Origin of the sequence: Vogesella sp. LIG4 (genome assembly GCF_900090205.1) — a bacterium.
GTDB lineage: Bacteria > Pseudomonadota > Gammaproteobacteria > Burkholderiales > Chromobacteriaceae > Vogesella.
This window is the reverse complement of record NZ_LT607802.1, coordinates 2,651,414-2,676,316: the sequence shown is the minus strand read 5'-3', so window position 1 is coordinate 2,676,316 and position 24,903 is coordinate 2,651,414. Positions and strand designations below refer to the sequence as shown.

The following is a 24,903-nucleotide window of genomic DNA, read 5'->3' as shown; positions in this document are numbered from 1 at the left end:
TTGCGGCCAACCTTGCGGCGGAACACCCCGGCACGCCGGGGCTTCCGCCCTACTTCGCCTGGTCATGTAGGGCGGAAGCCCGCAAAGCGGGCGTTCCGCCGCAACACGCCACGGCAATCATCCCAAGGGTACGAGACCGCCCTACACAAAAAGGTTGGCCGCAAGCTGTGCAGACTTGCGGCCAAGCTTGCGGCCAACCTTGTGGCGGAACACCCCGGCACGCCGGGGCTTCCACCCTACTTCGCCCGGTCATGTAGGGCGGAAGCCCGCAAAGCGGGCGTTCCGCCGCAACTCACCACGGCAATCACGCCAAGGGTACGAAACCGCCCTACACAAAAAGCTTGGCCGCAAGCGGTGCAGACTTGCGGCCAAGCTTGCGGCGGAACACCCCGGCACGCCGGGGCTTCCGCCCTACTACTCAAGAATCAGAAGCCGTACTGCAGGCCCAGCGACAGGAAATCGGTATCACTGCGGAAGTGGCCACGCCAGTTGCTGGCACCAATGCCGGTTTCATACTTCATGCCGTCGAAGCGCTCGTACTCGACACGAGCAGACAGCGCCGGAGTCAGCGCATAGCGCGCACCCACACCGTAGTTGGCGTAGATGCCGTGGTGGTCATTGTTGTGCAGCGGGTCACAAGCCACTACACAGGTGTAGTTGGTAGTTACTGCCGCAGCCCCCAGCTTGCCGAACAGTGCCAGCTTATCGTTCAGCGGCAGGGTCGCCACACCAGCCAGCGACAGGCCCTTGGCGCCGAAGCGATCCTGTGCCGGCGCGCCCAGCACCGTGCCGGAGAAGCGGCTGTGGCCCAGATTGAAGAGACTCAGTTCGGCGCTGAAAGTCTGGTTGATGCCATAGCCGGCATACACTTTCTGTGCAGCGGAATAATCGTAAACCTTGCCATCGGCACCGTAGCCAAGCTGCTCCTGGCCGGTAAAGTGGGTTTGCGCCTGGCCAGCGGCCACGCCGGCATACCAGCCCTGTCCGGCTGCCATGGCGGAGCCGGCACAAAGGGTTGCGATCAGGGCAAACAGCGTCTTGCAGTTCATGTTCTTGCTTTCGTTTGATGTGCGGGAAATCGTGCCTGGCCCGGCACTGCCATGTGGCGACCGGACAAAAACAAGGCTGCCGCGAGCGGCAGCCTTGTTGGCGGGAATCAGGCTCAGGCCAGCTTGGCCAGCTGCACCCTGATCTTCTCCAGCTTGTCATTCAGCTCAGTCAGCTGTGCCTTGTCGCGTTCCACCAGGTGTGCCGGCGCCTTGTCGACGTAGCCCGGCTTTTCCAGCTTGGCGGTCAGCTTGTCCAGCTCCGCCTGCGCCTTGCCCTGCTCCTTGGTGAGGCGTGCGGTTTCGGCGGCCTTGTCCACTTCCACCTTCAGCATCAGGCGGGCGTCGCCGGAAATGGCTACCGGGGCGTCGTCAGCCGGCAGTGCGGCCACGATGCTGCCTTCGGATACGCGGGCCAGCAGTTTCAGGTAGGGCACGAAGTCCGCCAGGCTGGCGTCCTTGCTCTCGATGAACAGCGGCGCCTTCACCGCCGGGCCGATGCCCATTTCGCCGCGCAGGTTGCGCACGGCGTTCACCAGGTCCTTGAAGGCGTCCATGCGGGCGTTGGCCGCAGCGTCGATCTTCTCGGGCGCCGCCACCGGCCAGGCGGCCAGCATGATGGAGTCGGTTTTCTTGGCGTTGGCCAGCGGCGCCACGGTCTGCCACAGCTCTTCGGTGATGAAGGGCATCAGCGGGTGGGTGAGGCGCAGCGCCACTTCCAGCACGCGCACGATGATGCGGCGGGTGGCACGCTGCTGTGCTTCGTTGCCGGTCGAGAGCTGTACCTTGGCCAGTTCCACGTACCAGTCGCAGTACTCGTTCCAGATGAATTCGTAGATCACCTGGGCGGCGATGTCGAAGCGGTAGGTGTCCAGCGCCTCGGTCACTTCGGCTTCGGCCTGTTGCAGGCGGCCGATCATCCACTTGTCGACGAAGCTGTATTCCAGCGGCAGGCTTTCATCCTGGCCGCAGTCCTTGCCTTCCACGTTCATCATCACGAAACGGGTGGCGTTCCACAGCTTGTTGCAGAAGTTGCGGTAGCCTTCAGCCCGTTTGAAGTCGAAGTTCACGCTGCGGCCCAGGCTGGCGTAGCTGGCCATGGTGAAGCGCAGGGCATCGGTACCGTAGGCCGGGATGCCTTCCGGGAACAGCTTTTCGGTGGCCTTGGCAATCTGCGGTGCCTTTTCCGGGCGGCGCAGGCCGGTGGTGCGCTTGGCTACCAGCTCCGGCAGCGCGATGCCGTCGATCAGGTCCACCGGGTCGATGACGTTGCCCTCGGACTTGGACATCTTCTTGCCTTCGTGGTCGCGCACGATGCCGTGGATGTACACGTCCTTGAACGGCACCTTGCCCATGAAGTGGGTGGTCATCATGATCATCCTGGCTACCCAGAAGAAGATGATCTCGTAGCCGGTTACCAGTACCTGCGACGGCACGAAGGCGCGCAGTTCGGCGGTGTCAGCCGGCCAGCCCAGGGTGGAGAACGGCACCAGCGCCGAGCTGAACCAGGTGTCCAGTACGTCCTGCTCACGGCGCAGGGTCTTGCCGCCGGCCTTGGCGCGCACTTCTTCTTCCGTGCGGCCAACGTAGATGTTGCCGTCTTCGTCGTACCAGGCCGGAATCTGGTGGCCCCACCACAGCTGGCGGCTGATGCACCAGTCCTGGATGTTGTTCATCCACTGGTTGTAGGTGTTCACCCAGTTTTCCGGGATGAAGCGCACTTCGCCGCTGGCCACGGCGTCGATGGCTTTTTCGGCAATGGATTTGCCGGTGGCGTCGCCCTCGCCCACCTTGCTCATGGCCACGAACCACTGGTCGGTGAGCAGCGGCTCGATCACGGTACCGGTACGGTCGCCACGCGGCACCATCAGTTTGTGCGGTTTGGTTTCCAGCAGCAGGCCCTGGGCGTCCAGGTCGGCCAGCATCAGCTTGCGCGCCTCGGCGGTGGTGTGGCCGGCGTAGGCGGCCGGCAGGTCGATGGTGCCTTCGGCGGTGCCGTCAAAGCCGAATACCTGCGCCTTGGCGAGAATGCGCGCTTCCAGGCTCATCACGTTGATGAGCTTGGTGTCGTGGCGCTTGCCCACCTGGTAATCGTTGAAGTCGTGCGCCGGGGTGATCTTGACGAAGCCGGTGCCGAAGGCGGCATCCACGTAGTCGTCGGCGATCACCGGGATCTGGCGGCCGGTCAGCGGCAGCTCCAGCATCTTGCCCAGCAGGTGCTGGTAGCGCTCGTCGGTGGGGTTGATGGCCACGGCCACGTCGCCCAGCAGGGTTTCCGGGCGGGTGGTGGCCACGGTAACGAACTCATCGCTGCCGACTACCGGGTACTTGATGTGCCACATGTGGCCATCTTCTTCCTCGGAGACCACTTCCAGGTCGGAGATGGCGGTGCCGAGCTTGGCATCCCAGTTGGACAGGCGCTTGCCACGGTAGATCAGGCCCTGTTCGAACAGGCGCACGAATACCTCGGTCACCACTTCGGCGCGGGCATCGTCCATGGTGAAGTATTCACGGCTCCAGTCCACCGAGCAGCCGACGCGGCGCATCTGGCTGGTGATGGTGCCGCCGGATTTCTCCTTCCACTCCCATACCTTGCTGGTAAAGGCGTCGCGGCCCAGGTCGTGACGGTTCACGCCCTGCTCGGCCAGCTGGCGCTCCACCACGATCTGGGTGGCGATGCCGGCGTGGTCGGTACCCGGAATCCAGGCGGTGTTGTGGCCCTTCATGCGGTAGTAGCGGGTCAGGCCATCCATGATGGTCTGGTTGAACGCATGGCCCATGTGCAGGGTGCCGGTGACGTTGGGCGGCGGCAGCTGGATACAGAAGGAAGGCTGGGTGCTGTCCATATGCGGCTGGAAGTAGCCGGACTGCTCCCATTGGTCGTACCAGCGGCGCTCGATGTCGCCCGGCTCGTAGCTCTTGGCAAGTTCCTGGGTCATGGTGTGAATTCGGTCTGGTTAGGCAAAAAATGACGCCAATTATAAACCGAATCGCCGCCTGCCGTCCCGTTCCGGGCGGCCAGCCGCAGGCGCATGCCGCTTGCAAAGCGCTTCATTGATCACGATAAATGTATATATTGATGGTCATATTGTTTTTCCACCCCAACCTTTACCCGCCCCCACCCGCCATGCACAGCCGCCACGTTTTGCTGGTAGAAGACAACTCCTCCGTGCTGCGTACCCTGCAGCGCATGCTGGAAGAAGATGGCTATACCGCCGTCTGCGCCGCCAGCAAGCAGGAAATGCAGCGCATCCTGGCCAGCGAGGACGGCGAGTCGCTGCTGGCCTGCGTGCTGGACTACTGCCTGCCGGATGCGCCGGAGGGCGAGGCGCTGGTGGAGCTGCTCAAGCGCCGCATCCCCACCATCGTACTGACCGCACGCAACGACCTGGCCACCCGCGAGCAGGTGCTGCTGCAGCCGGTGGTGGACTACATCCCCAAGGAAAACCCGGCCGCCTACGAGTACACGCTGCGCATGTTGCGCCGCATCGAGCACAACCCCGGCACCCGCGTGCTGGTGGTGGACGATTCCAGCGCGATACGCGGCTACCTGAGCCAGCTGTTGCAGCGGCAGTTGTACGAGGTCATCGAAGCGGCCAACGGCGAGGCTGCGCTGGCGCAGCTGGGCAGCGACCCGGGCATCCGCCTGGTGCTTACCGACCACGACATGCCGGGCATGAACGGCGTGCGGCTGTGCAGCGAGATCCGCCGCTTTCGCAGCCAGGAGGAGCTGGCCATCATCGGCATTTCCAGCAGCCAGGATTCCAGCATGAGCGCGCGCTTCATCAAGGCCGGCGCCGATGACTTCCTGACCAAGCCGTTCAATCACGAGGAGTTCTTCTGCCGCGTCACCCGCAATATCGAGTACGTGGAGAACCTGCAGGCCCTGTCGCGCGCCGCGCACGAAGACCTGCTCACCGGCTTGCCCAACCGCCGCAGCTTTTTCGAGCGGGTGCAGAAGCAGCCGTTTCCGCATGCGCTGGCAATGCTGGATATCGATAACTTCAAACAGATCAACGACAACTACGGCCACGATATCGGCGACCAGGCGCTGCGCTGGCTGGGCAGCCTGCTGGCGGAAACCTTCGGCCGCGAGCAGGTGGCGCGCCTCGGCGGCGAGGAATTCGTGATCCTGTTGCCGCTGGACACCTCGCCGCAGCCGCTGCTGGAGGCATTCCGCCAGCAGGTGGGTAGCGCGGTGCAGGCCACCAGCCGTGGCGAGTTGCAGCTCACCATCAGCATTGGCGCCGCCACCGGGCAGATGGAAGTCAGCCAGCTGCTGAAGCAGGCCGACGAGCAGCTGTACCAGGCCAAGCTGGCCGGCCGCAACCGCGTCAGCGTGAGCTGAGCGCCACTACACCCGCAGCAGCAGCCAATCCAGCCAGCGGGTGGGCAGCAGCCATTTCAGATGCCAGAACACGCGGGTAGGCACCGTTACCCGGTAGCGTGCTGCCGGGCGGCGTGCGGCCAAGGCCTTGCGTACTTCGTGCAGTACCGCAGTGCCCGGCAGGGTGAAGGGCTGCGCATGCCCCACCTTCTGCAGCCGCGCCAGCTGGCGCTGGTACGACTCGCGGTGCGCACTGCCCTCGATATCCACATTGCACAGAAACTTCTGCAGCGCATTGGGGCGGAAGCGGCTCTCGATCGGCCCCGGCTCCACCAGGCAGACGTGGATGCCGCTGCCGGCCAGCTCCAGCCGCAGCGTGTCGCACAGTCCTTCCATCGCGTACTTGCTCGCGTTGTAGGCGGCGCGGTAGCGCATCGCCGCAAAGCCCAGCACCGAGCTGTTGAACAGGATGCGGCCCTCGCCCTGGCGCCGCATCACCGGCAGCACGACGTTGCTCAGCTCCCACGCGCCAAAGAAATTGGTTTCGAACTGCTCGCGCATGGCCTGGCGCGGAATGTCCTCCGCCGCGCCGGGCTGGCCGAAGCCGGCGTTGTTGAACAGCGCCTCCAGCCGGCCGCCAGTGCGGCGCAGCACCTCGGCCACCGCGCTGCGGATGCTGTCGCTGTCGTCTACATCCAGTTGCAGCGCATCGGCAAAACCCTCTGCGGCCAACCTTGCCACGTCCTCGCCGCGCCGCGCGGTGGCGAACACGCGCCAGCCGTCAGCGCGCAGGCCGCGCGCCACGTCCAGGCCGATGCCGCTGGAGCAGCCGGTAATCAGAATATTTTTCGGAATATTTTTTTGCATGAGTAGTGAACCAGTGGCAGCGGGCCCCGTCACAGCAAGCGGCAAATGTAACAATATGTAAAACATGCCGCGCGAGGCGATTGTCATCGCGGCAGATCATAACAAATCCACATCAACACACCGCCACCACCCGGGAGTTTTATCGAATATGGCCCAGGCCCTGCCCTCCATCGGTTCGCCGTTTTTCTACACCGTGTTCTTCATCGCCGTGCTGCTGATGATCGCCGTCGACATGCTGGCGCTGAAAAAAACCGGCGCGCACAAGGTATCGGCCCGTGAAGCCGCCGGCTGGTCGCTGGTATGGGTAAGCGTGGCCAGCGCCTTTGGCGGCTGGCTGTGGTGGGTGCTGGCGCACGACCCGGCCCATGGCGTGGCGGTGGCCAACCAGAAGACGCTGGAGTTCTTCACCGGCTACGTCATCGAGAAATCGCTGGCGGTGGACAATATCTTCGTCTTCCTGATGATCTTCGGCTTCTTCAAGGTACCGGTGGAGCACCAGCGCCGCGTGCTGCTGTACGGCGTGTTCGGCGCCATCGTGCTGCGCACGCTGATGGTGTTCCTCGGCGCGGCGCTGGTGCAGCAGTTCGGCTGGATACTCTATGTGTTCGGCGCCTTCCTGCTGTTCACCGGCCTGAAGATGCTGCTGCCGGAAAAGGAAGAGCAGCAGGACCTTACCGACAACGCGCTGCTCAAGTTCCTGCGCCGCCACATCCGCATGACCGACAAGTTGCACGGCGAGGCCTTTTTCGTGCTACAGAACGGCCTGCGCCATGCCACGCCGCTGTTCCTGGTACTGGTGATGGTGGAGTTGTCCGACGTAGTGTTCGCGGTGGACAGCATTCCGGCCATCTTCGCGGTAACGGTGGACCCGTTCATCGTGCTCACCTCCAATATTTTCGCCATTCTCGGCCTGCGCGCCATGTTCTTCCTGCTGGCCGGCGTGGCCGACCGCTTCCACCTGCTGCGCTACGGCCTGGCCATTGTGCTGGCCTTCATCGGCATGAAGCTGTTGCTGCTGCCGCTGCTGCACGTGCCGGTGGCGCTGTCGCTGGGCGTGGTGTTCGTGGTGATCGCAGGCGCGGTGATCGCCTCGCTGCTGTTCCCCAGGCCGCGGCAGCCCTAGCGCCCGCCTGGCACGGGGTTTGGCGCTTGCTGCGGCGCGATATGGCGGCTTTGTGACACAGCACAAAAACGCCTACAATGGCGGCCAACTTGCCATTCATTGACGGAAAGACCTGCAATGGCCAAAACCAACAAGCCCCAGGCCAGCTTCGAGAGCGCACTGGCGCAACTGGAAGACATCATCCGGGCGATGGAAAGCGGCGACATGCCGCTGGACAACGCCCTGACCGCCTACAAGCAGGGCATGGAACTGATCAAGTTCTGCCAGAGCAAACTGGCGGACGCCGAACAACAGCTGCGCGTGCTGGAGAACGACGAACTCAAGCCGCTGGACCTCGCCGATGGCCAATAACCCCTTCACCGCCTGGATGACCGCCACCCAGCAGACCGTGGAAACGGCGCTGGAAACCTTGCTGCCAGCCGCTGACCGCGCACCGCACGTGCTGCACGAGGCGATGCGCTACAGCACGCTGCAGGGTGGCAAGCGCGTGCGCCCGCTGCTGGCCTTCGCCGCCGCCGAGCTGGTGGGCGCCGATGCGGCCAACGTGGCGCGCGTGGCCTGTGCCGTGGAGATGATCCACGCCTACTCACTGGTGCACGACGACATGCCGTGCATGGACGACGACGTGCTGCGCCGCGGCAAGCCCACCTGCCACGTGCGGTTCGACGAAGCCACCGCGCTGCTGGTGGGCGATGCGCTGCAGACGCTGGCCTTCGAACTGGTGGCCACCCCACTGCCGGGCGTGGCTGCCGAGCAGCAGCTGGCCATGGTGAAGCTGCTGGCGCAGGCATCCGGCCACGCCGGCATGGCCGGCGGCCAGGCCATCGACCTGGCCAGCGTCGGCAAGCCGCTGTCGCAGCCGGAGCTGGAGTTCATGCACCTGATGAAGACCGGTGCGCTGATTCGCGCCTCGGTACTGCTGGGCGCGCTGTGCGGCCAACCGCTGGACGGCGCGCAGACCGAGGCGCTGGACCACTTCGCCAAGCGCATGGGCCTGGCGTTCCAGGTGGTGGACGACGTGCTGGACGTGGAAGCCGACACTGCCACGCTGGGCAAGACCGCCGGCAAGGATGCGGCCAACGACAAGCCCACCTATGTCAGCCTGATGGGCCTGGGCGAAGCCCGCGCCTATGCACGCGACCTGTACGACGACGCGCTGGCGGCGCTGGCGCCGTTCGGCGAGCGCGCGCTGCGCCTGAAACAGCTGGCCGAGTACATCGTCGCCCGCTCGTTCTGATCATTACAAAAAAATCAACATGACAACATTGCTCGACACCATACAGAGTCCGGCCGACCTGAGAAAACTCGGTCGCCACGAGCTGCCGCAACTGGCGCAGGAACTGCGCGAATTCCTGGTGGAGACCGTCAGCAAGACCGGCGGCCACTTCGCCTCCAACCTGGGCAGCATCGAGCTGACCATTGCCCTGCACTACGTGTTCAACACCCCGGACGACCGCCTGGTGTGGGACGTGGGGCACCAGACCTACCCGCACAAGATTCTTACCGGCCGCAAGGAGCGCATGGGCAGCATGCGCCAGCTGGGCGGCCTGGCCGGCTTTCCCAAGCGTTGCGAATCGGAGTACGACACCTTCGGCGTGGGGCACTCCTCCACCTCCATCGGTGCCGCGCTGGGCATGGCGGTAGCCGCCAAGGCGCAGAACCTGAACCGCAAGTGCGTGGCCATCATCGGCGATGGCGCCATGACCGCCGGCCAGGCCTTCGAGGCACTGAACAACGCCGGCGCGATGGACACCGACCTGCTGGTGATCCTCAACGACAACGATATGTCGATCTCGCCCAATGTGGGCGCGCTGAACAACTACCTGGCCAAGCTGATGTCCGGCCGCTTCTACGCGGCAATGAAACAGGGCAGCAGCAAGGTGCTGGGCATGGCGCCGCCGCTGCGTGAAATCGCCAGCAAGGTGGAAGAGCACGTGAAGGGCTTCTTCACCCCCGGCACGCTGTTCGAGGAGTTCGGCTTCAACTACATCGGCCCCATCGACGGCCACGATGTGGACGTGCTGGTGGACACGCTGAAGAACATCCGCAGCCTGTCCGGCCCGCAATTCCTGCACATCGTCACCAAGAAGGGCCAGGGCTACAAGCTGGCCGAGAACGACCCGGTGAAGTACCACGGTGTGACCAAGTTCGACCCGGCCAACGGCCTGGCCGCCGGCAAGAGCGGCGGCGGCAAGCCGCAGTACACGCAGATTTTCGGCGACTGGCTGTGCGATATGGCCAAGCAGGACTCGCGCCTGGTGGGCATCACCCCGGCGATGCGCGAAGGCTCCGGCATGGTGCGCTTCGAGAAGGAGCACCCGGACCGCTACTTCGACGTGGCGATTGCCGAGCAGCACGCGGTGACCTTCGCCGCCGGCATGGCCTGTGACGGCATGAAGCCGGTGGTGGCGATCTACTCCACCTTCCTGCAGCGCGGCTACGACCAGCTGATCCACGACGTGGCGATCCAGAACCTGCCGGTGGTGTTCGCCATCGACCGCGCCGGTCTGGTGGGCGCCGACGGCCCCACCCATGCCGGCGCCTTCGACCTGTCCTTCCTGCGCTGCATCCCGAACATGACCGTCATCGCGCCGTCAGACGAAAACGAATGCCGCCAGCTGCTGTACACCGCCTTCACCCTGGATACGCCGAGCGCGGTGCGCTACCCGCGCGGCACCGGCCCGGGCGCGACGGTAGAGCAGGAGATGACGGCACTGCCCGTCGGCAAGGGCCATATCCGCCGCCAGGGCAACGGCAAGGTGGCGATTCTGGCATTCGGCAGCATGGTGACCCCGGCCCTGGCCGCCGCCGAGCAGTTCGATGCCACCGTGGCCGACATGCGCTTCGTCAAGCCACTGGATGCCGAGCTGGTCAGACAGTTGGCCGCAAGCCATGAGCTGCTGGTGATGGTGGAAGAGAACGTGATCATGGGCGGCGCCGGCAGCGCCTGTCTGGAAGCGCTGTCCAGCGCCGGTATCGCCATTCAAACCTTGCTATTGGGCCTGCCCGACGATTATGTTGAGCATGGAGACCCGGCGCTGCTGCTGGCCGGCTGCGGCCTGGATGCGGAAGGCATCGCCCGCAGCATCGCCACACGGCTGAAGGGCGACTAAACCCCGCCCGGCACCGGAACCGGCCAGCAGCTCCCGCTGCTGGCCGTTTTGCCATCTGCCCGGAGAACAACAATATGCAATGGGATCTTTCCGCCTGGCTGCACCTGGCCGGCACGCCGTACCAGAACCTGCCGGCACTGCTTTCCAGCCTGGGCATCGGCCTGCTGATCGGGGTGGAGCGCGAGCGCAAGCAGCACGTGCTGGCCGGCATCCGCACCTTCCCGCTGGTCTGCATGCTGGGCACCATGCTGGCAATGCTGATTCCGTCGCTGGGTGGCGAGTGGCTGCCGGCTGCCGGGCTGCTGGCCGTGGCCGGCCTGGGCTTTCTACCGCTGTCCAGCCGCAACCCGGACGAGCCCAGCGAGCCGCGCACCACCACCGTCATCGCGCTGCTGGTGGCCTACACGCTGGGGGTGATGATAGGCCTGGGCAATATCGAGCTGGCGGTGGCGCTGGGGGTAATCACCACCGGGCTGCTGTACCTGAAACCGGAACTGACCAGCTTCACCCACAAGCTGCAGCGGCACGACCTGCTGTCGCTGCTGCAGTTCGCCACCCTCACCTTCATCATCCTGCCCATCCTGCCCAACCAGGGCTTCGGGCCGTATTCGGCATTCAACCCGCACCGCATCTGGCTACTGGTGGTGCTGATCGTCGGCGTGGGGCTGGCCGGCTACATGGCGGTAAAGATCCTGGGCGAAAAAGTCGGCGCGCCGCTGCTGGGCTTTCTTGGTGGCCTGGTGTCCACCACCGCCACCAGCCTGATCTATGCGCGCGAAGTGGCGCGCAACCCCGGCTCGCAGCAACTGGCGGTACGGGTGATCCTGCTGGCCAATATGGTGCTGTTCCTGCGCCTGCAGGTGCTGGCGATGGCCATTGCCCCCACCGCCGGCCGCCCCATGCTGGGCATCATGCTGCCGGGCATGGCGCTGGGGCTGCTGACTCTTTTCATCGGCAGCCGTTACGGCAAGGTAACGGACAGCGCGCCGGAGCTGGAGCTGAAAAACCCGGCGCAGCTGAATGTGGCCTTCGGCTTTGCCGTGCTGTTCGCCTTCGTGATGCTGTGCTCGGCCTGGCTGAAAAACATTTTCGGCGACAGCGGCCTGTACATGATGGCGCTGGTTTCCGGCATCAACGACGTGGACGCCATCTCGCTGACGGTGATGGAGATGTTCGGCCAGCACCAGTTGCCGCTGCAGCCGCTGCTGGTCACCGTGGCCATTGCCGTGCTCACCAACACCGTGTTCAAGTTCGGGCTGATTCTCAGTATTGGCGGCCGCCAGCTGGCCATGCGCTGCCTGCCCACACTGGGCATGGCCATGGTGGGCATGCTGGGCGGGCTGTGGGTGATTACGCGGCTGTAGCCCGCGCTGCACCGCCCGCCAGCCGGGCAATCAGGTCCGCCGTTTCCAGCGGGTGCTCCAGCGGAAACAGATGGCTGCCGCGCTGCACGTGGATGTCGGCGGCGAAATGGCGGTGCATGAAGGCCAGGTCATGCGGCCTGATGGCGCTGCCCTGCCCGGCCGCCACGTAGCTGAGCGGCACCTGCAACTTGCCGCGCTTGAACCAGGCATCGTGCGGCAGCGTTTCGTAGATGGCGTGCTCCACCTGCGGCCGGAACTTCAGCCGCCGCCCGCCATCGCCATTGTCCTCCGTGCCGTATTGCGCGTAGTCGTGCAGGCAGTCCGGGTCCCAGCGCGCAAACGCCGGCTTGCGCGCAAAGTAGTCGTACACCGAGGTGGTGCTGGCCCAGTTGTCGCGCCGGCGCAGTGTGCCGGTGCCGCCAGGGGTGAGCTGCTGGATGAAGCCCAGCCGCTTGGCCAGCCAGATCAGAAAACCGGTGCGCGGCCCCAGCAGCGGCGAATCCAGCACGATCAGCTGCCGGAAGCGCTGCGGCTCGCGCAGCGCCGCCAGGAACAGCACCGCCCCGCCCAGCGAATGCCCCACCGCCAGCACCGGCTCGCGGTAGTTGGCCGCCATATATGCCAGCATCTCGTCGGCCAGTTGCGGCCAACAGTCGGTAACCGGATAGGCCGCGTCGTGGCCGATGGTGTCCAGATAGCCCACTTCATAGCCATGCTCCGCCAGCCGCTGATGCAATTTACGGTAGATGGAGGAAGGAAAGCTGTTGGCGTGGGCAAAAAGCAGTTTCATGGCCGGGTTTCCGTGGCAGATGCTCCATCATACACCAAGCAAACGCTTGGCTCAGGTGCTGCGGCATGACGTTGGCCGCACACACTGTTAAGCTGCCAGCCTGAACCAATGCACCACGCCGTGGTCTTTTGCCGATACATTCTCCGCTGCCTGCCATGTCCCTGCCCCGCCTGATCCGCCTGTTTCCCCTGCTGTTGCTGATGCTGCTCAGCGCCGGCAGCTGGGCGCTGAATCCCGATGACCTGCTGCCGCCGGAACGCGCCTTTGCCGCGCGGCTGGAGCAGCAGGGCCAGCAACTGCTGCTGCACCTGGACGTAGCCCGCGGCTACTACCTGTACCGCGAGCGCATCCAGCTCACGCCGCAGCCGGCCGGCAGCGTCAGCCTCCCCGTTCTGCCGGCAGGCGAAGCCAAGACCGACCCCTACTTCGGCCGCCAGCAGGTGTTCCACCACGGCATCACCCTGGCGCTGCCGATCTCGGCCCCGCTGCCTGCCGGCTTCGCACTGAAGACCGTGGTGCAGGGCTGTGCCGACGCCGGCCTGTGCTACCCGCCGCTGACCCGCACCCTGAAGGTGGGTGACGGCATGAACAGCAACCCGTGGCTGGACAGCGCTCCCAGCCACAGCACCGCGCCAACGCTGGCGCGCGGCAAGCTGGCAGCCACGCTGGCGGCGTTCTTTGCCGCCGGCCTCGCCATGGCGTTCACCGCCTGCATGTACCCGCTGCTGCCCATCGTGTCCTCGCTGATTGCCGGCCACGGCCACCGGCTGAGCAAACGCCGCGGCTTCGGCCTGTCGCTGGCCTATGTACAGGGCCTGGCGCTCACCTACACCGCGGTGGGTGTGGCCGCCGGCCTCACCGGCAGCCTGCTCACCGTGTGGCTGCAGCAGCCGGCGGTAATCCTGACCGCCGCTGCGCTGATGGTGCTGTTCGCGCTGGCGATGTTCGACGTGATCAGCATCCAGCTGCCGGCAGCACTGCAAAGCCGGCTGGCCTCCACCTCCAACCGCCTGTCCGGCGGCCATGTCGCCACCGTGTTCGCCATGGGCGCGCTGTCGGCGCTGCTGATCGGCCCCTGCGTGGCACCGCCACTGGCAGTGGCGCTGGGCTACATCGGCCAAAGCGGCGACGCGCTGCTGGGCGGTGCCGCGCTGTACGCCATGGCGCTGGGCCTGGGCCTGCCGCTGCTGCTGGTGGGCACCTTCGGCGGCCACGTGCTGCCGCGCGCCGGGCAGTGGATGAATGCCGTCAAGGCCGCCTTCGGCTGCGTGATGCTGGGCGTGGCGATCTGGATGGCCGGGCCCTTCCTGCCCACTGCCCTCACCATGCTGCTGTGGAGCGCGCTGGCACTGGGCATTGCCTGGCAACTGCTGCGTGTCGGCGGCCAGGGGTTGGCCGCATGGCTGCGCCGGCTGCTGGCGGTGCTGTTCACCGTGGCCGGCCTGTTACAGATTGTCGGCGCCGCCACCGGTGCGCCGTCGCCGCGCCTGCCGTGGGCCGGCATCTGGCATGGCACGCAGCTGCCCAAGGCGGTGTTTACCCGCGTGGCCAGCAATGCCGAGCTGGATGCCGCGCTGGCACGCGCCCGTGCCGCCGGCCAGCCGGTGCTGCTGGACTTCTACGCCGACTGGTGCGTGAGCTGCGTCGAGATGGAAGAAACCACCTTCCGCGACCCGGCGGTGCGCCAGCGCATGGATCACATGCTGCTGCTGCAGGCCGACGTTACCGCCAACAACCCGGCGCAGCAGGCCATGCTCAAACGCTTCGGCCTGTACGGCCCGCCGGGCATCATGCTGTACGATGCCGCCGGCCGGCAGACGCAGCAGGTCATCGGCTACCAGGATGCCGGCGAGTTCGTGCGCAGCCTGGATGCGGCCAACCCCGGGCAATGAGCACCGCCACGGAAAGCGTGCTGCAGGGCATCAGCCATGAACTGCAGCAGCAATACGGCGCCAGCGCGGTGCTGCTGTATGGTTCACATGCCGATGGCAGCGCCGGGCCGGACAGCGATTACGACATTGCCGTGCTGGTACGCAGCGTAACCGGCACCACCGACTAGAAAGCAAGCCATGCAAGCCATCGTAGATTTCATCCTGGAGCTGGACCGGCTCAAGGGTGTAACCCGCAAGACCCGCCCGCTGGGGCTGGACCGCCAGGAAAACTCCGCCGAGCACAGCTGGCAGATCGCCATGTTGGCCGCATCGCTGCAGCCCTATGCGCCGCAGCCGGTGGATATCCACCGCGTGATCGGCATGCTGCTGGTGCACGATATCGGCGAGATCGAAACCGGCGACACCATCGTCTACGCCGAGGAAGGCTGGGAGGAGCGCAAGGCGGCGGAGCTGGCGGCGGTGACGCGCATCTTCGGCCTGCTGCCGGATGGCCAGGGCGCGCGCTTCCTGGCGCTGTGGCAGGAATTCGAGGACGGCGAAACGGCCGAAGCACGCTTCGCCCACGCCGCCGACCGCGCCATGCCGGTGCTGCTGAATCTGGCCAACAACGGCCAGAGCTGGCGCGAGAACGGCATCAGCCACGAGCGGGTGGTAAAGCGCATCGGCCCGCCGATCCGCGAAGGCTGCCCGGCACTGTGGCACTACCTGGAAGCGCAGCTGGAACACGCGCGGCAGCAGGGCTGGTTCGGCGCCTGAACGTCGCCATGAAAACGACAAGGGCTGGTGCAACGCACCAGCCCTTGTTTATTTACCGCAACCGCCCGGCGATCAGGCCAGCAGCGACTTCACCAGGTCTACGTAGCCCTGCATCGCCTGCTCGCCGCCCTGGCCCTTCAGCTTGTCCCAGGCGTCGTACTTGGCGCGGTTGATGAAATCCATCATGCCCGGGCGCTCGCCCTGCACATCGCCCTCGGTAGCCTGCTTGAACAGTGCATACAGTTGCAGCAGGGTCTGGTTATCCGGGCGCTCGGCCAGGGTGGTCACGTCTTGTTGTGCCTGTTCAAACAGCGCTTTCAGATCGGACATGTCATGAATCCTTTGCACAGTGGAGCAAGGTCTTGCTCCAGGTTGATGTTATGTTAGCCCAGCGGCAGAAGCCGACAGCGCAAATGTAACATGAAACAGTTGTTTGAAATCAAGCCGAACAATAATCAGGGCTGCTGCAGTGCCACGCGGATGTGCTTGCGGCTGCGCACCGCCACGCCACCCTTCTGTGCCGGCACAAACAGGGCCTGGCGGAAACTGGCCATCACGTAGCGTGCATAGTCGCTGTCGGCATTGCCGGCGATCACCGCCACCCGGTCCACCGCGCCATCGCTGCCGATATACAGCTCCAGCTGCAGCTCCTGCGGCGCGACACGCGGAAAATCCAGCAGCAGCTGGCCAATGGGCGCGGCCAGCACGTCCAGCTCGCTGGCCGGGTAGTAAGGATCGAACCCGCCGCCCGACGGCGCGGCCGCCGGTTGCGGCTCGCCAGCCTCCCCGGGCAAGGCCGCCGATGCCTCGACGGGCGGCTCGACAGGTGGGTCGGCTAGTTGCTCAACCGGTGCGGAGGCCTGCGCCAGCGCATGCGCCTGCTCCGCGCCGCTGTCCATGCTTTCCAGCGGCGGCAACGGCGCCGCATGCGGCACGGCCCTGGCGTGCAGGGTCACCGCCAGCGGCCCGCCAGGCTCATGGTTGGTCGCAGGAGCAGAACTGGCCGCAGGCGCCAGCGGCCACAGCAGCGCCGCGGCGTGCACAGCCAGCGCCAGCAAGGCGCAGACGGCAAGCCGCGGTCGGGGCAGCCAGGCGGCCATGGCCGTGCTTACTTGGCCTTGAAGGCCGCTTCAATGGTCTCCACCGGTACTGCGCCGGCAATCATCTTGCCATTGGCAAAGAACAGCGCCGGGGTACCTTCCACGCCCAACTGCTCGCCCAGCTTGGCAAGCTCGGCCAGCGGCGTGGCGCAGCTGGCCTTGCCGGCCGGCAGCTTGCTGCCGTTGCGCATCACACCGGTCCAGGCCGCGGTGCGATCCTTGCTGCACCAGATCTGCTCCGCCTTGCGCGGCGCGTCCGGGTGCAGTTGCGCCAGCGGGTAGAGGAAGGTGTAGATGGTGACGTTATCCAGCTTGGACAGGCTTTCCTGCTCCAGGCGCTTGCAGAACGGGCAGTCCGGGTCGGAGAACACCGCCAGCTTGCGCTCGCCCTTGCCGCGCACTTCCTTGATGGCCTTGTCGAACGGCAGGGCCGCGAAGTCGAACTTCACCTGGTTCAGCTCGTCCAGCCGCGCCTCGGTCAGGCTCTTGTGGCTGGCGGTGTCAATCAGGTCGCCGGTGAGCAGGTGTTCCACCTTGGCATCGGCGTAGACGATGGTGTACTCCTCGCGGCCACCGCGCTTCATTTTCACCACCACTTCATACAGGCCGGGCACCGGTGCCGGCTGCACGCTGGTGACTTCGTGCTGCGGGAACTTGCTGGCGAAGGCCGCTTTCACGCTGGCCGGGGTTTCGTCGGCGGCGGAAGCCGTGCAGGCCAGCAAGGACAGACACAGCGGAATGATGGCCAGTCGGCGCAGGGGAAACATCATGCAATCCTTTACGGTTAGAAACCCACCGCGTGGCGGGCCAGCTGTCGCTTGATCAGCGGCAGTCGATTGGTCAGGTTGAGGCCGGTATTGCGCAGCCAGGCAATGCCGGGCAGCTCCTTGGCGTGGAACAGGCCGAACAGGGTATCGCAGGTAAGCTGCATGGTGCGCACCGCTTCCTTGCGCCCGCGCTCGTAGCGGCGCAGCGCCAGCCACTCGCCCGGGTCCTTGCTGCCGGCGATGATGGCGGCCAGCCTGGCGGCATCCTGGAAGCCCAGGTTGACGCCCTGCCCGGCCAGCGGATGCACGGTATGCGCCGCATCGCCCACCAGCGCCACGCGCTCGGCAATCACATGCTGCGGCGTCAGCAGCCGCAGTGGAAAGGCCGCCGCCGGGGTGAGTACTTCCAGTTGCCCCAGCGCATGCCCACCGGCTTCGGCCACCACGGCGGCAAAACGTTCCGTCGGCAGCGCCAGCAGCGGCTCCGGCTGCGCGGTGGACCACACGATGGAGATGCTGTTGCCCGGCAGCGGCAGCCAGGCCAGGATGCCATCGCCCAGGAACCACTGCCGCGCGATGCCGTCGTGCGGCTTCTCGGTGGCGAAGTTGGCCACCACCCCGCTCTGGCCGTAGGGCTTCACGTCGGCGGCGATGCCGCTTTGCTGCCGCACCCAGGAGTTGGCGCCGTCGGCGCCCACCACCAGCCGGGCAGTCAGCTCGCGGCCGTCTTCCAGCTGCAGCTGCGCCTCGCGCGGGTTGTGGCTCAGGCGCAGCGGGCGCACGCCTTCCACCAGCTCCACGCCGCTGGCGTCCTGCAGCTGCCGCCACAGGGCGGCCAGCAGCCAGCGGTTTTCCGCGATCCACGCCAGCGCCTCGGCGCCGGCATCGGCGGCGGAAAAGGCGATGCGCCCGCCCTGGTCGCCGCTGACATCCATGGCGGCGATGGTGCCGATGCGCGCCATGTCCGGCCAGGCGCCCAGGCTGTCGATGAAGCGGCGGTTGGCCGGGCTGATGGCATACACGCGCGCGTCCCAGCCGTCCTGCAGCTGTTCGAAGCGGGCGCTCTGGCCTTCCACCAGCGCCACGCGGCGCCCCTGGCGGTCCAGCGCCAGCGCCAGCGCGGCGCCCACCAGGCCACCGCCCACGATTACCACGTCAAAATGCTGTTTCATGTATTCCTTGTCACCTTGCGGCCAACGTTGGCGCTACACGCCGAATACCAGGTGGCTGGCAAAACGCTTGCGCAGCGGCGGCACGCTGTCCAGCAGATTCATGCCGGCGCCACGCAGCTGCTTCAGCAGCGGGCCGGCACCGTCGAACAGCTGGATCAGGCCGTGGGTGAAGCCTACCACCGCGTGACTGTCCACGCGGCGTGCCGCGGCGTAGCGGCGCAGCAGCGCGGCATCGCCCGGGTCGGCGGCATCGGCCAGCAGTTCGGAGAGCGCCACCGCATCGCGCAGCCCCAGGTTGAAGCCCTGCGCCGCCACCGGGTGCATGGTCTGGGCGGCATTGCCTATCATCACCACCCGCCCGGACACCACGCGGTTGAGCTGGCGCAGCAGCAGCGGGAACGCGGCGCGCTCGCCAATGGCGCTGAAGCTGCCAAGGCGCTCGCCGAAGGCCTGCTGCAGCTCGGCCAGCACGCTGGCTTCGTCGGCATCGATAAGGCGCTGCGCGTCGTCCGGCGTGCGCGTCCATACCAGCATCATGCGCTCGCCATGCGGCAGCAGTGCAAACGGCCCGGCATCGGCAAAGCGCTCGTAGGCGATGTTGCCGTGCGGCAGGCTGGTGCTGATTTCGGCCAGCAGCGCTGTCTGGTGGTAATCGTGCACATGGCGCTGGATGCCCGGCAGGCTCTCGGCCAGCGCGCCGCCCTCGGCCAGTACCACCAGCCGCGCGGTCAGCCGGCGGCTGCGGCCGTCGGCATCCTCTACCGTCAGGCTGGCATAGCGCGCCAGCGACTGCACGGCACGGACCTTGTGCTGCCACAGCACCGGCACGCCCTGCGCGGCCAGCGCCTCGCCCAGGCTGTGCGCCAGCACCGGGTAGTCCACCACCGCGCCCAGGTGCGGTAACGCCAGGTCGTCGCGGGTGATCACGGTGCGGCCCCAGGCCTGCTGCTGTGATACGTGCACGCTGTCGATGTCGGTGGCCGGCAGGTTATCCGGCCAGGCACCGGCCGCCGCCAGTTGCTCGCGGCTGTACCAGGACAGTGCCAGTGCGCGCGCGTCGCGCACCTGCACATCCCTGGCGCGCGCCTCGATCAACAACACGTCGCGGCCGGCCTGCTTCAGCCGCAGGGCCGCCAGTGCGCCCACCGGGCCGCCACCAACGATGACGATGTCGGAATGAAGAATGTCTGTCTGCATGATGTATCTACGCTGCGGCCAACTAGCGGGCCTGCATCAGCGCCTCGATGTCGGCAATCCGTTTGGGCGCCGCGTCGGTGTAGACGTGGTGGCCGCTGGCGGTCACCAGCACGTTGTCCTCGATGCGGATGCCGATATTGTGGAAGGCAGCCGGTACGCGGTCGTCCGGCCGCACGTACAGGCCGGGCTCGATGGTGGTGCACATGCCGGGGCGGAACGCCCGCCACTGGCCGCCGGGGCGGCGCAGGCCCACGTCGTGCACGTCCAACCCCAGGAAGTGGCCGATGCCGTGCATGTAGAAGCGGCGGTAGTCGCCGGATTCGATCACGCCGTCCACGCTGCCATCCAGCAGCTTGTGGTCCAGCATGCCCTGCACCAGCACGCGCAGCGCAGCCTCGGCCGGCGCATCCAGCGCGGCGTCCGGCTGTACCGCGGCAATGGCGGCCAGCTGCGCCGCCAGCACCACTTCGTACAGGTCGCGCTGCGGCGCAGTGAAGCGGCCGTTCACCGGGAAGGTGCGGGTGATATCGCCGGCGTAGCCCATGAATTCGCAGCCGGCATCGATCAGCAGCAGCTCGCCATCGTTCAGCCGTGCATTGTTGGCCGCATAGTGCAGCGTGCAGGCATTGGCGCCGCCGGCGACGATGCTCTCGTAGGCCGGCTGGCGCGCGCCATTGCGCACGAAGTGGTACAGCAGCTCGGCCTCTACCTCGTATTCGTAGCGCCCCGGGCGGGTGGCCTGCATGGCGCGCACGTGCGCCTCGGCGGATATCTGCCCGGCGCGTTGCAGCACCGCCTGCTCGCGCTCGTCCTTGAACAGGCGCATCTCGTCGATTGCCAGCAGCAGGTCGCCGAACTGGCTGGGTGCATCCACACCCAGGCGGGCGCGAGCGCGCACCGCGTCCAGCCAGCCGGCCACTCGCGCATCCCAGCCGGCGTTGCGGCCAACCGGCCAGTACAGTACCGGCACGTCGGCCAGCAGCTCGGGCAGGCGCTGATCCAGCTCGTCCACCGGGTGGGCTTCGTCGAAGCCGAAGGCCTCGGCCGCGGCCTGCGGGCCATAGCGAAAGCCGTCCCAGATTTCCATATCCGGGTTCTTGGCACGACAGAACAGCATGGATTTGCCGCGGCGGCCATCCAGCACCAGTACCGCTTCCGGCTCGGTAAAGCCGGTGAGGTAGAGGAAATGGCTGTCGGCACGGTACGGGTAGTGGGCGTCGGCATTGCGAACTGCCACCGGCGCGGTGGGCAACACGGCTACCGCGTCGCCGATGGCCGCCAGCAGATGCTGACGGCGAGCAAGAAGACTCTGGTGCATGCGAAACACCTGCTATCGAAACGCCGTCAAGTTTACACCCGCGGGCCGCGCCAGGCGATGCCGCGTACGATTTGCCCGCGGCAGCCGGCGCGGTCGGCGGCTGCCCGCTACAATGATGGCATTGCCCCACGGCACGGCCGCCAGCCTGCCGCCGGCCTCCTGCTGAAAGTGACATCATGCCCCGCATCCTGATTACCGGCGCCAGCGGCCAGCTGGGCTTCGAGCTGCAGCGCGCACTGTGCCTGTTCGGCGAGCTGCGCTGCCCCGGCCGCCAGCGGCTCAACCTGGCCAACCCGACCGCCGTACTGGCCTGGCTGGATGCCGAACGGCCGGACATCATCGTCAACGCTGCGGCCTACACCGCGGTGGATCAGGCGGAAAGCGAGCCGGCGCTGGCTCACGCCATCAATGCCGACACGCCCGCAGCCCTGGCGCAGTGGGCTGCGGCCAACGATGCACTGCTGCTGCACTACTCCACCGACTACGTGTTCGACGGCAGCGGCGAAACACCGTGGCGCGAGGACGATGCCGCGCGGCCGTTGTCGGTGTACGGGCACAGCAAATGGCTGGGCGAGGAGGCGGTACGCGCCAGCGGCTGCCGGCATTTCATCCTGCGTACCAGCTGGCTGGCCGGCGTGCACGGTGGCAATTTCCTGAAAACCATGCTGCAACTGGCCGCCAGCCGCGAGCAGCTGCAGGTGGTGGACGACCAGTTCGGCAGCCCCACCCCCGCCAGCCTGCTGGCCGATGTCAGCGCCCAGCTGCTGGCGCGCAGCCTGGTGGACAACCAGCAACCCTATGGCAGCTACCATGTTGCCAGCCAGGGCTGCACCAGCTGGCATCGCTACGCGTCGTTCGTCATCGGCCTGGCGCGCGAAGCCGGCTGGCAGCTTGCCCTGCCGCCGGACGGGCTGCTGGCCATTCCCGCCGCCGACTACCCGCAGCAGGCACAGCGACCGGCCTACTCGGTGCTGGATTGCAGCAAGCTGCAGCGCACTTTCGGCCTGCAATTACCGGGCTGGCAGCAGGCGGTGCAACACCTGTTTGCCACCCTGGACGACGCCGGCAAGTGGTAAAAGAACCGCGCCAGTGGTGTGGCAAGCAGGGTCGTGCGGGTCTACGCTCAGTAAAGGCCGCTTCAGCAAAGGAAGCAGACCCCGCAGGGAGAAATCATGGAGTTCATCATGCGCAAATCACTACTTGTAGTCGCGCTGCTTGGCACCAGCACTGCCGGCGTGGCGGCAGTGCTGCTAGACATCAACACCGCCACGGTCAGCCAGCTGGAACACGCCGGTTTCAGCCCGCGTAGCGCACAGAGCATTTACAACGACACCCATCCGCTCAGCGGCCCGCCAACGCTGTTCACCAGCAGCAAGCAGCTGCTGGGCCTGCCAGGCATCACCCAGGGCACCCTCAACCGTGTCCGCGGCAGGATCACCATCGATGGGCACCCGGTCACCACCCGCTCCGGCACCGCACCGGCCATTCCCCACGTACGGCGGGCCATCCCGGCGAAAAAGGCCCTTCCGGATGATGACAACGATAGTGACCACAACGGCAAGGGCGACCACCACAGCCACGAAGGCAAGGGCGGCGGCAAGCACGGCTAGCCCTGCCGATGCCGCCACCGCACAGCATGCCCCGGCCTGAGCACCGGGGCATTGCTGCGTTTACGGCGACAAGTACTGATGCAGGAACTCCAGCGTGCGCTGCCAGGCAAGGTTGGCCGCACCCTGGTCGTAGCGTGCGGCATTGGTATCGTTGTTGAAGGCGTGGTTCACCCCCGGGTAGACATAGAGCCGGTAGCTGGTTCCGGCCTCCTTCAGCGCCGCCTCGAACGCCGGGATGCCGGCATTGATGCGTTCGTCCAGCCCGGCATAGTGCAACAGCAGCGGCGCCTGGATGCGGCCAACCTCTGCTGCTGCCGGCTGGTTGCCGTAATACAGCACGGCAGCGGCCAGATCCGGCAACTGCACCGCCATCTGCCCGACCTGCCCTCCGCCCCAGCAGAATCCCACCGCACCCACCCTGCCGTTGCCGGCGGTACGCAGGTAGCCGAAAGCCTGGCTGGCCACCTCGCGGGTGGTGGCCGCGTCCAGTTTGTCGAACATGTCGCGGGCCTGATCCTCATTCAGCGGCGTGCCGCCTTGCGGCGACAGGTAGTCCGGCGCCAACACCAGGAAGCCGGCCAGCGCCAGCCGGCGGGCAACATCGCAGATATGCGGGTTCAGGCCGCGGTTTTCGTGCACCACCACCACGCCCGGCAGGGATTTGGCGGCCTGCCCCTGCGGCTGCACCAGGTAGCCGCTCAACGGCGCCGCGCCCAGACTGCCAAAATGCACATCGCCAGCCTGCAGCCGCGGGTCGCCGGGGGCGATCAGGTCGGCATGCGCATAGTTGTTTTCCAGCAGCGGCAGCACCGCATAGGCCGCGGCAGAGCTGCCCAGCAGGCGCACCAGGCGGCGCAGGAAAACCCGGCGCGACAGCGGCTGGTGGGTGTATTCGTCGTAAAGCCGGATAACGTCCTGCGCCACCGCCGGGCGTGTTGCTGCGTCCTTCATCGCCACCCCTTTCCTGCTGCTGATGCCCGCCGCCGACAGGCAAATGCCGGCATTACGCCATCATTGTAGGCAACATGACGGCCATTGCCATGGAACCCGGGCGCAAGGCATGGAGTCTCACAAAGACCGTGGAGCATGTATGCCGGCCTCTGTCGTCGGCCCTGTGAAGGAGCCCCAACATGAAAACATCCATGAGCCGCAGTATCTTCATTACCTTGATCCTGACTTCCCTCGCCGGTTGCGCCGGCATGACCCAGCGCCAGCAGAATACCGCTATCGGTGCAGCCATCGGCGGTGTCGCCGGTTCCATTCTGACTAATGGCAGCGGTATCGGCACCGTGGGCGGTGCCGCCATCGGTGGCGTTATCGGCCATGGCGGGAGGTAGCGCTCCCGCCCGACAACAAAAAACCGGGGCTTGCCCCGGTTTTTTGCTGCCCATGTAATACTCAATATCGGTAAACATACCTTAAATTTGTTATTAGATAACGATATAGTCGGCCGACCATAACAGGGGCTTTCATCATGATCGATCGTGTCCTCGCTCTGCTGCTTTGCCTGGCGACAAGCATCGCCCAGGCAAAAACCATCGTCATCGCGGCAGAGGACGACTGGCCGCCCTACTCCTACGGCAGGACCGGCAGCAATGCACCGCAGGGACTGACCCCGCTGCTGGTACGCGAAGCCTTTGCCAGCCAGGATATCAACACGCGGTTTGTCACCGTGCCGTTTTCGCAGTGCCTGAAAATGGCGGAAACCGGCAGTGTCGTCGGCTGCTTCGATGTCTCCATCACCGCCGACAACCGCAGCAAATACATCTGGCACCGCACGCCGCTGTTTTATGAAGAAGCCGCCATTTTCGGCCTGGTCACCGACCAGAGCAGCACCGTCACCCAGGCCACACTGCACGGCCATACGGTAGGCCTTACCCAAGGCTACACCTACCCCTCCAGCTTCACTGCCGATAGCGACATCCGCAAGATCACCGCAGCCAAGGACGAACAACTCATTGACATGCTGCTGGCCCACCAGGTGGATTACATCCTGATGAATACCCTGCCCGGCCTCATGCAGCTCAACAAGAACCCTCCGGCCCGGGACAAGGTGGGAAGGCTGGGCGTGGTCGGCGTGGATGCCTTCTGGCTAGCGTTCTCGCGCCGCAACCCGGATGGCGCCAGCATGGCGCGAAAATTCGAAGCCGGCCTGCAGACACTGCACAAGAACGGCCGTTACCAGCGCATTCTCAACGACTTCCGCCAGCAGTTGGGCGTGGACTAGCGTCAGGCGCGATTCGGGCGGCATCACGGTCGGCAATGCCTATACTGGCGATAAGCCGCGACACTCAGCCGCTGCTTCGCCAAGGAGTCGCATCATGAGCAAGACCAGACACAGTACCAAGGAGGCCAAGAAACCGGCCACGCACACGTTCAAGGAAAAGCGGAACGCCAAACACATGAAGAAACAGGCCGCCAGTCTGCCGCCCATCATCGTTCCCCACTAGATAGTGCCCCA

At 65.9% G+C, this 24,903-nt stretch carries 25 protein-coding genes; 14 read left to right on the top strand and 11 right to left on the bottom strand.

The genetic code is table 11. The features are described from left to right. Positions 1–425: 425 nt before the first annotated feature. Both PSELUDRAFT_RS12605 and PSELUDRAFT_RS12600 read right to left on the bottom strand, forming a co-directional pair. Positions 426–1,049 (bottom strand): outer membrane beta-barrel protein, encoded by a 624-nt coding sequence (locus PSELUDRAFT_RS12605; protein ID WP_088967171.1) that lies wholly within the window; start codon positions 1,047–1,049, stop codon positions 426–428. 113 nt (positions 1,050–1,162) lie between these two features. Further along, entirely contained in the window at positions 1,163–3,985 is a 2,823-nt protein-coding gene (locus PSELUDRAFT_RS12600) for a valine--tRNA ligase (RefSeq protein ID WP_088967170.1), read from the bottom strand. Positions 3,986–4,125: 140 nt separating this feature from the next. On the opposite strand from PSELUDRAFT_RS12600, the gene PSELUDRAFT_RS12595 reads away from it, so the two are divergent. Continuing rightward, a complete protein-coding gene (locus PSELUDRAFT_RS12595; protein WP_231895209.1) occupies positions 4,126–5,394 on the top strand; it encodes a response regulator in 1,269 nt (422 codons plus the stop codon). A 6-nt stretch (positions 5,395–5,400) separates the two neighbouring features. Here the strand turns inward: PSELUDRAFT_RS12595 and PSELUDRAFT_RS12590 are convergent, their stop codons facing one another. Beyond that, positions 5,401–6,240 carry an SDR family NAD(P)-dependent oxidoreductase gene (locus PSELUDRAFT_RS12590; RefSeq protein WP_088967168.1) on the bottom strand — a complete coding sequence of 280 codons (840 nt, stop codon included), beginning with the start codon at positions 6,238–6,240 and terminating at the stop codon, positions 5,401–5,403. A 148-nt stretch (positions 6,241–6,388) separates the two neighbouring features. Between PSELUDRAFT_RS12590 and PSELUDRAFT_RS12585 the strand changes: the two genes are divergently transcribed. The 5 genes from PSELUDRAFT_RS12585 to PSELUDRAFT_RS12565 all read left to right on the top strand — a co-directional run bounded on the left by PSELUDRAFT_RS12585 (position 6,389) and on the right by PSELUDRAFT_RS12565 (position 11,840). Then, entirely contained in the window at positions 6,389–7,363 is a 975-nt protein-coding gene (locus PSELUDRAFT_RS12585; protein ID WP_088967167.1) for a TerC family protein, read from the top strand. 117 nt (positions 7,364–7,480) lie between these two features. Next, positions 7,481–7,714: an exodeoxyribonuclease VII small subunit gene (locus PSELUDRAFT_RS12580; protein WP_088967166.1), complete on the top strand. Its 234-nt coding sequence runs from the start codon at positions 7,481–7,483 to the stop codon at positions 7,712–7,714. After that, a complete protein-coding gene (locus tag PSELUDRAFT_RS12575; RefSeq protein ID WP_088967165.1) occupies positions 7,704–8,600 on the top strand; it encodes a polyprenyl synthetase family protein in 897 nt (298 codons plus the stop codon). Before PSELUDRAFT_RS12580 ends, PSELUDRAFT_RS12575 begins: the two co-directional genes overlap by 11 nt. Before the next feature lie 19 nt (positions 8,601–8,619). Then, positions 8,620–10,476, top strand: coding sequence for a 1-deoxy-D-xylulose-5-phosphate synthase (dxs, locus tag PSELUDRAFT_RS12570; protein ID WP_088967164.1), 1,857 nt, complete (start codon positions 8,620–8,622; stop codon positions 10,474–10,476). Between the two features lie 74 nt (positions 10,477–10,550). Then, positions 10,551–11,840 carry an MgtC/SapB family protein gene (locus PSELUDRAFT_RS12565; RefSeq protein ID WP_088967163.1) on the top strand — a complete coding sequence of 430 codons (1,290 nt, stop codon included), beginning with the start codon at positions 10,551–10,553 and terminating at the stop codon, positions 11,838–11,840. On the opposite strand, the gene PSELUDRAFT_RS12560 is transcribed toward PSELUDRAFT_RS12565, so the two are convergent. After that, entirely contained in the window at positions 11,827–12,630 is an 804-nt protein-coding gene (locus PSELUDRAFT_RS12560) for an alpha/beta fold hydrolase (protein WP_088967162.1), read from the bottom strand. The two genes, PSELUDRAFT_RS12565 and PSELUDRAFT_RS12560, sit on opposite strands and share 14 nt — an antisense overlap. A gap of 155 nt (positions 12,631–12,785) precedes the next feature. Between PSELUDRAFT_RS12560 and dsbD the strand changes: the two genes are divergently transcribed. The 3 genes from dsbD to PSELUDRAFT_RS12550 are packed head-to-tail and all read left to right on the top strand — an operon-like array spanning position 12,786 to position 15,278. Beyond that, on the top strand, positions 12,786–14,522 hold the full coding sequence (gene dsbD, locus PSELUDRAFT_RS12555) for a protein-disulfide reductase DsbD (RefSeq protein WP_088967161.1): 1,737 nt from the start codon (positions 12,786–12,788) through the stop codon (positions 14,520–14,522). Next, entirely contained in the window at positions 14,519–14,689 is a 171-nt protein-coding gene (locus tag PSELUDRAFT_RS19440; protein WP_157725118.1) for a nucleotidyltransferase domain-containing protein, read from the top strand. Before dsbD ends, PSELUDRAFT_RS19440 begins: the two co-directional genes overlap by 4 nt. A gap of 10 nt (positions 14,690–14,699) precedes the next feature. Then, positions 14,700–15,278 carry an HD family hydrolase gene (locus PSELUDRAFT_RS12550; RefSeq protein WP_088967160.1) on the top strand — a complete coding sequence of 193 codons (579 nt, stop codon included), beginning with the start codon at positions 14,700–14,702 and terminating at the stop codon, positions 15,276–15,278. Positions 15,279–15,350: 72 nt separating this feature from the next. Here PSELUDRAFT_RS12550 and PSELUDRAFT_RS12545 read toward each other — a convergent pair whose 3' ends face one another. From PSELUDRAFT_RS12545 to PSELUDRAFT_RS12520, 6 genes are all read right to left on the bottom strand, one after another. Further along, positions 15,351–15,608, bottom strand: coding sequence for an acyl-CoA-binding protein (locus PSELUDRAFT_RS12545; protein WP_088967159.1), 258 nt, complete (start codon positions 15,606–15,608; stop codon positions 15,351–15,353). A gap of 125 nt (positions 15,609–15,733) precedes the next feature. Then, entirely contained in the window at positions 15,734–16,378 is a 645-nt protein-coding gene (locus tag PSELUDRAFT_RS12540) for a hypothetical protein (protein ID WP_157725117.1), read from the bottom strand. An 8-nt stretch (positions 16,379–16,386) separates the two neighbouring features. After that, positions 16,387–17,148, bottom strand: a complete 762-nt coding sequence (locus tag PSELUDRAFT_RS12535; RefSeq protein ID WP_088967157.1) for a DsbC family protein — start codon at positions 17,146–17,148, stop codon at positions 16,387–16,389. Positions 17,149–17,162: 14 nt separating this feature from the next. Further along, the gene (locus tag PSELUDRAFT_RS12530; RefSeq protein WP_088967156.1) at positions 17,163–18,317 is read right to left on the bottom strand and encodes a UbiH/UbiF family hydroxylase; all 1,155 of its coding nucleotides are present in this window, start codon (positions 18,315–18,317) and stop codon (positions 17,163–17,165) included. A gap of 33 nt (positions 18,318–18,350) precedes the next feature. After that, a complete protein-coding gene (locus PSELUDRAFT_RS12525; RefSeq protein WP_088967155.1) occupies positions 18,351–19,514 on the bottom strand; it encodes an FAD-dependent monooxygenase in 1,164 nt (387 codons plus the stop codon). 22 nt (positions 19,515–19,536) lie between these two features. After that, positions 19,537–20,832 carry an aminopeptidase P N-terminal domain-containing protein gene (locus PSELUDRAFT_RS12520; RefSeq protein ID WP_088967154.1) on the bottom strand — a complete coding sequence of 432 codons (1,296 nt, stop codon included), beginning with the start codon at positions 20,830–20,832 and terminating at the stop codon, positions 19,537–19,539. 176 nt (positions 20,833–21,008) lie between these two features. Here PSELUDRAFT_RS12520 and rfbD point away from each other — a divergent pair, with 176 nt between their 5' ends. Both rfbD and PSELUDRAFT_RS12510 read left to right on the top strand, forming a co-directional pair. Continuing rightward, positions 21,009–21,908, top strand: coding sequence for a dTDP-4-dehydrorhamnose reductase (gene rfbD, locus PSELUDRAFT_RS12515; protein WP_088967153.1), 900 nt, complete (start codon positions 21,009–21,011; stop codon positions 21,906–21,908). 96 nt (positions 21,909–22,004) lie between these two features. Continuing rightward, on the top strand, positions 22,005–22,442 hold the full coding sequence (locus tag PSELUDRAFT_RS12510; protein WP_088967152.1) for a helix-hairpin-helix domain-containing protein: 438 nt from the start codon (positions 22,005–22,007) through the stop codon (positions 22,440–22,442). 60 nt (positions 22,443–22,502) lie between these two features. On the opposite strand, the gene PSELUDRAFT_RS12505 is transcribed toward PSELUDRAFT_RS12510, so the two are convergent. Continuing rightward, complete coding sequence (locus PSELUDRAFT_RS12505) at positions 22,503–23,393, bottom strand: dienelactone hydrolase family protein (protein WP_088967151.1); 891 nt, start codon at positions 23,391–23,393, stop codon at positions 22,503–22,505. Positions 23,394–23,572: 179 nt separating this feature from the next. Here PSELUDRAFT_RS12505 and PSELUDRAFT_RS12500 point away from each other — a divergent pair, with 179 nt between their 5' ends. The 3 genes from PSELUDRAFT_RS12500 (at position 23,573) to PSELUDRAFT_RS19940 (ending at position 24,892) form a co-directional block, all read left to right on the top strand. Beyond that, on the top strand, positions 23,573–23,779 hold the full coding sequence (locus PSELUDRAFT_RS12500; protein ID WP_088967150.1) for a glycine zipper 2TM domain-containing protein: 207 nt from the start codon (positions 23,573–23,575) through the stop codon (positions 23,777–23,779). A gap of 137 nt (positions 23,780–23,916) precedes the next feature. Then, positions 23,917–24,669, top strand: a complete 753-nt coding sequence (locus PSELUDRAFT_RS12495) for an ABC transporter substrate-binding protein (RefSeq protein WP_088967149.1) — start codon at positions 23,917–23,919, stop codon at positions 24,667–24,669. 94 nt (positions 24,670–24,763) lie between these two features. Next, positions 24,764–24,892: a hypothetical protein gene (locus tag PSELUDRAFT_RS19940; RefSeq protein WP_255374051.1), complete on the top strand. Its 129-nt coding sequence runs from the start codon at positions 24,764–24,766 to the stop codon at positions 24,890–24,892. The last annotated feature ends 11 nt before the right edge of the window (positions 24,893–24,903 follow it).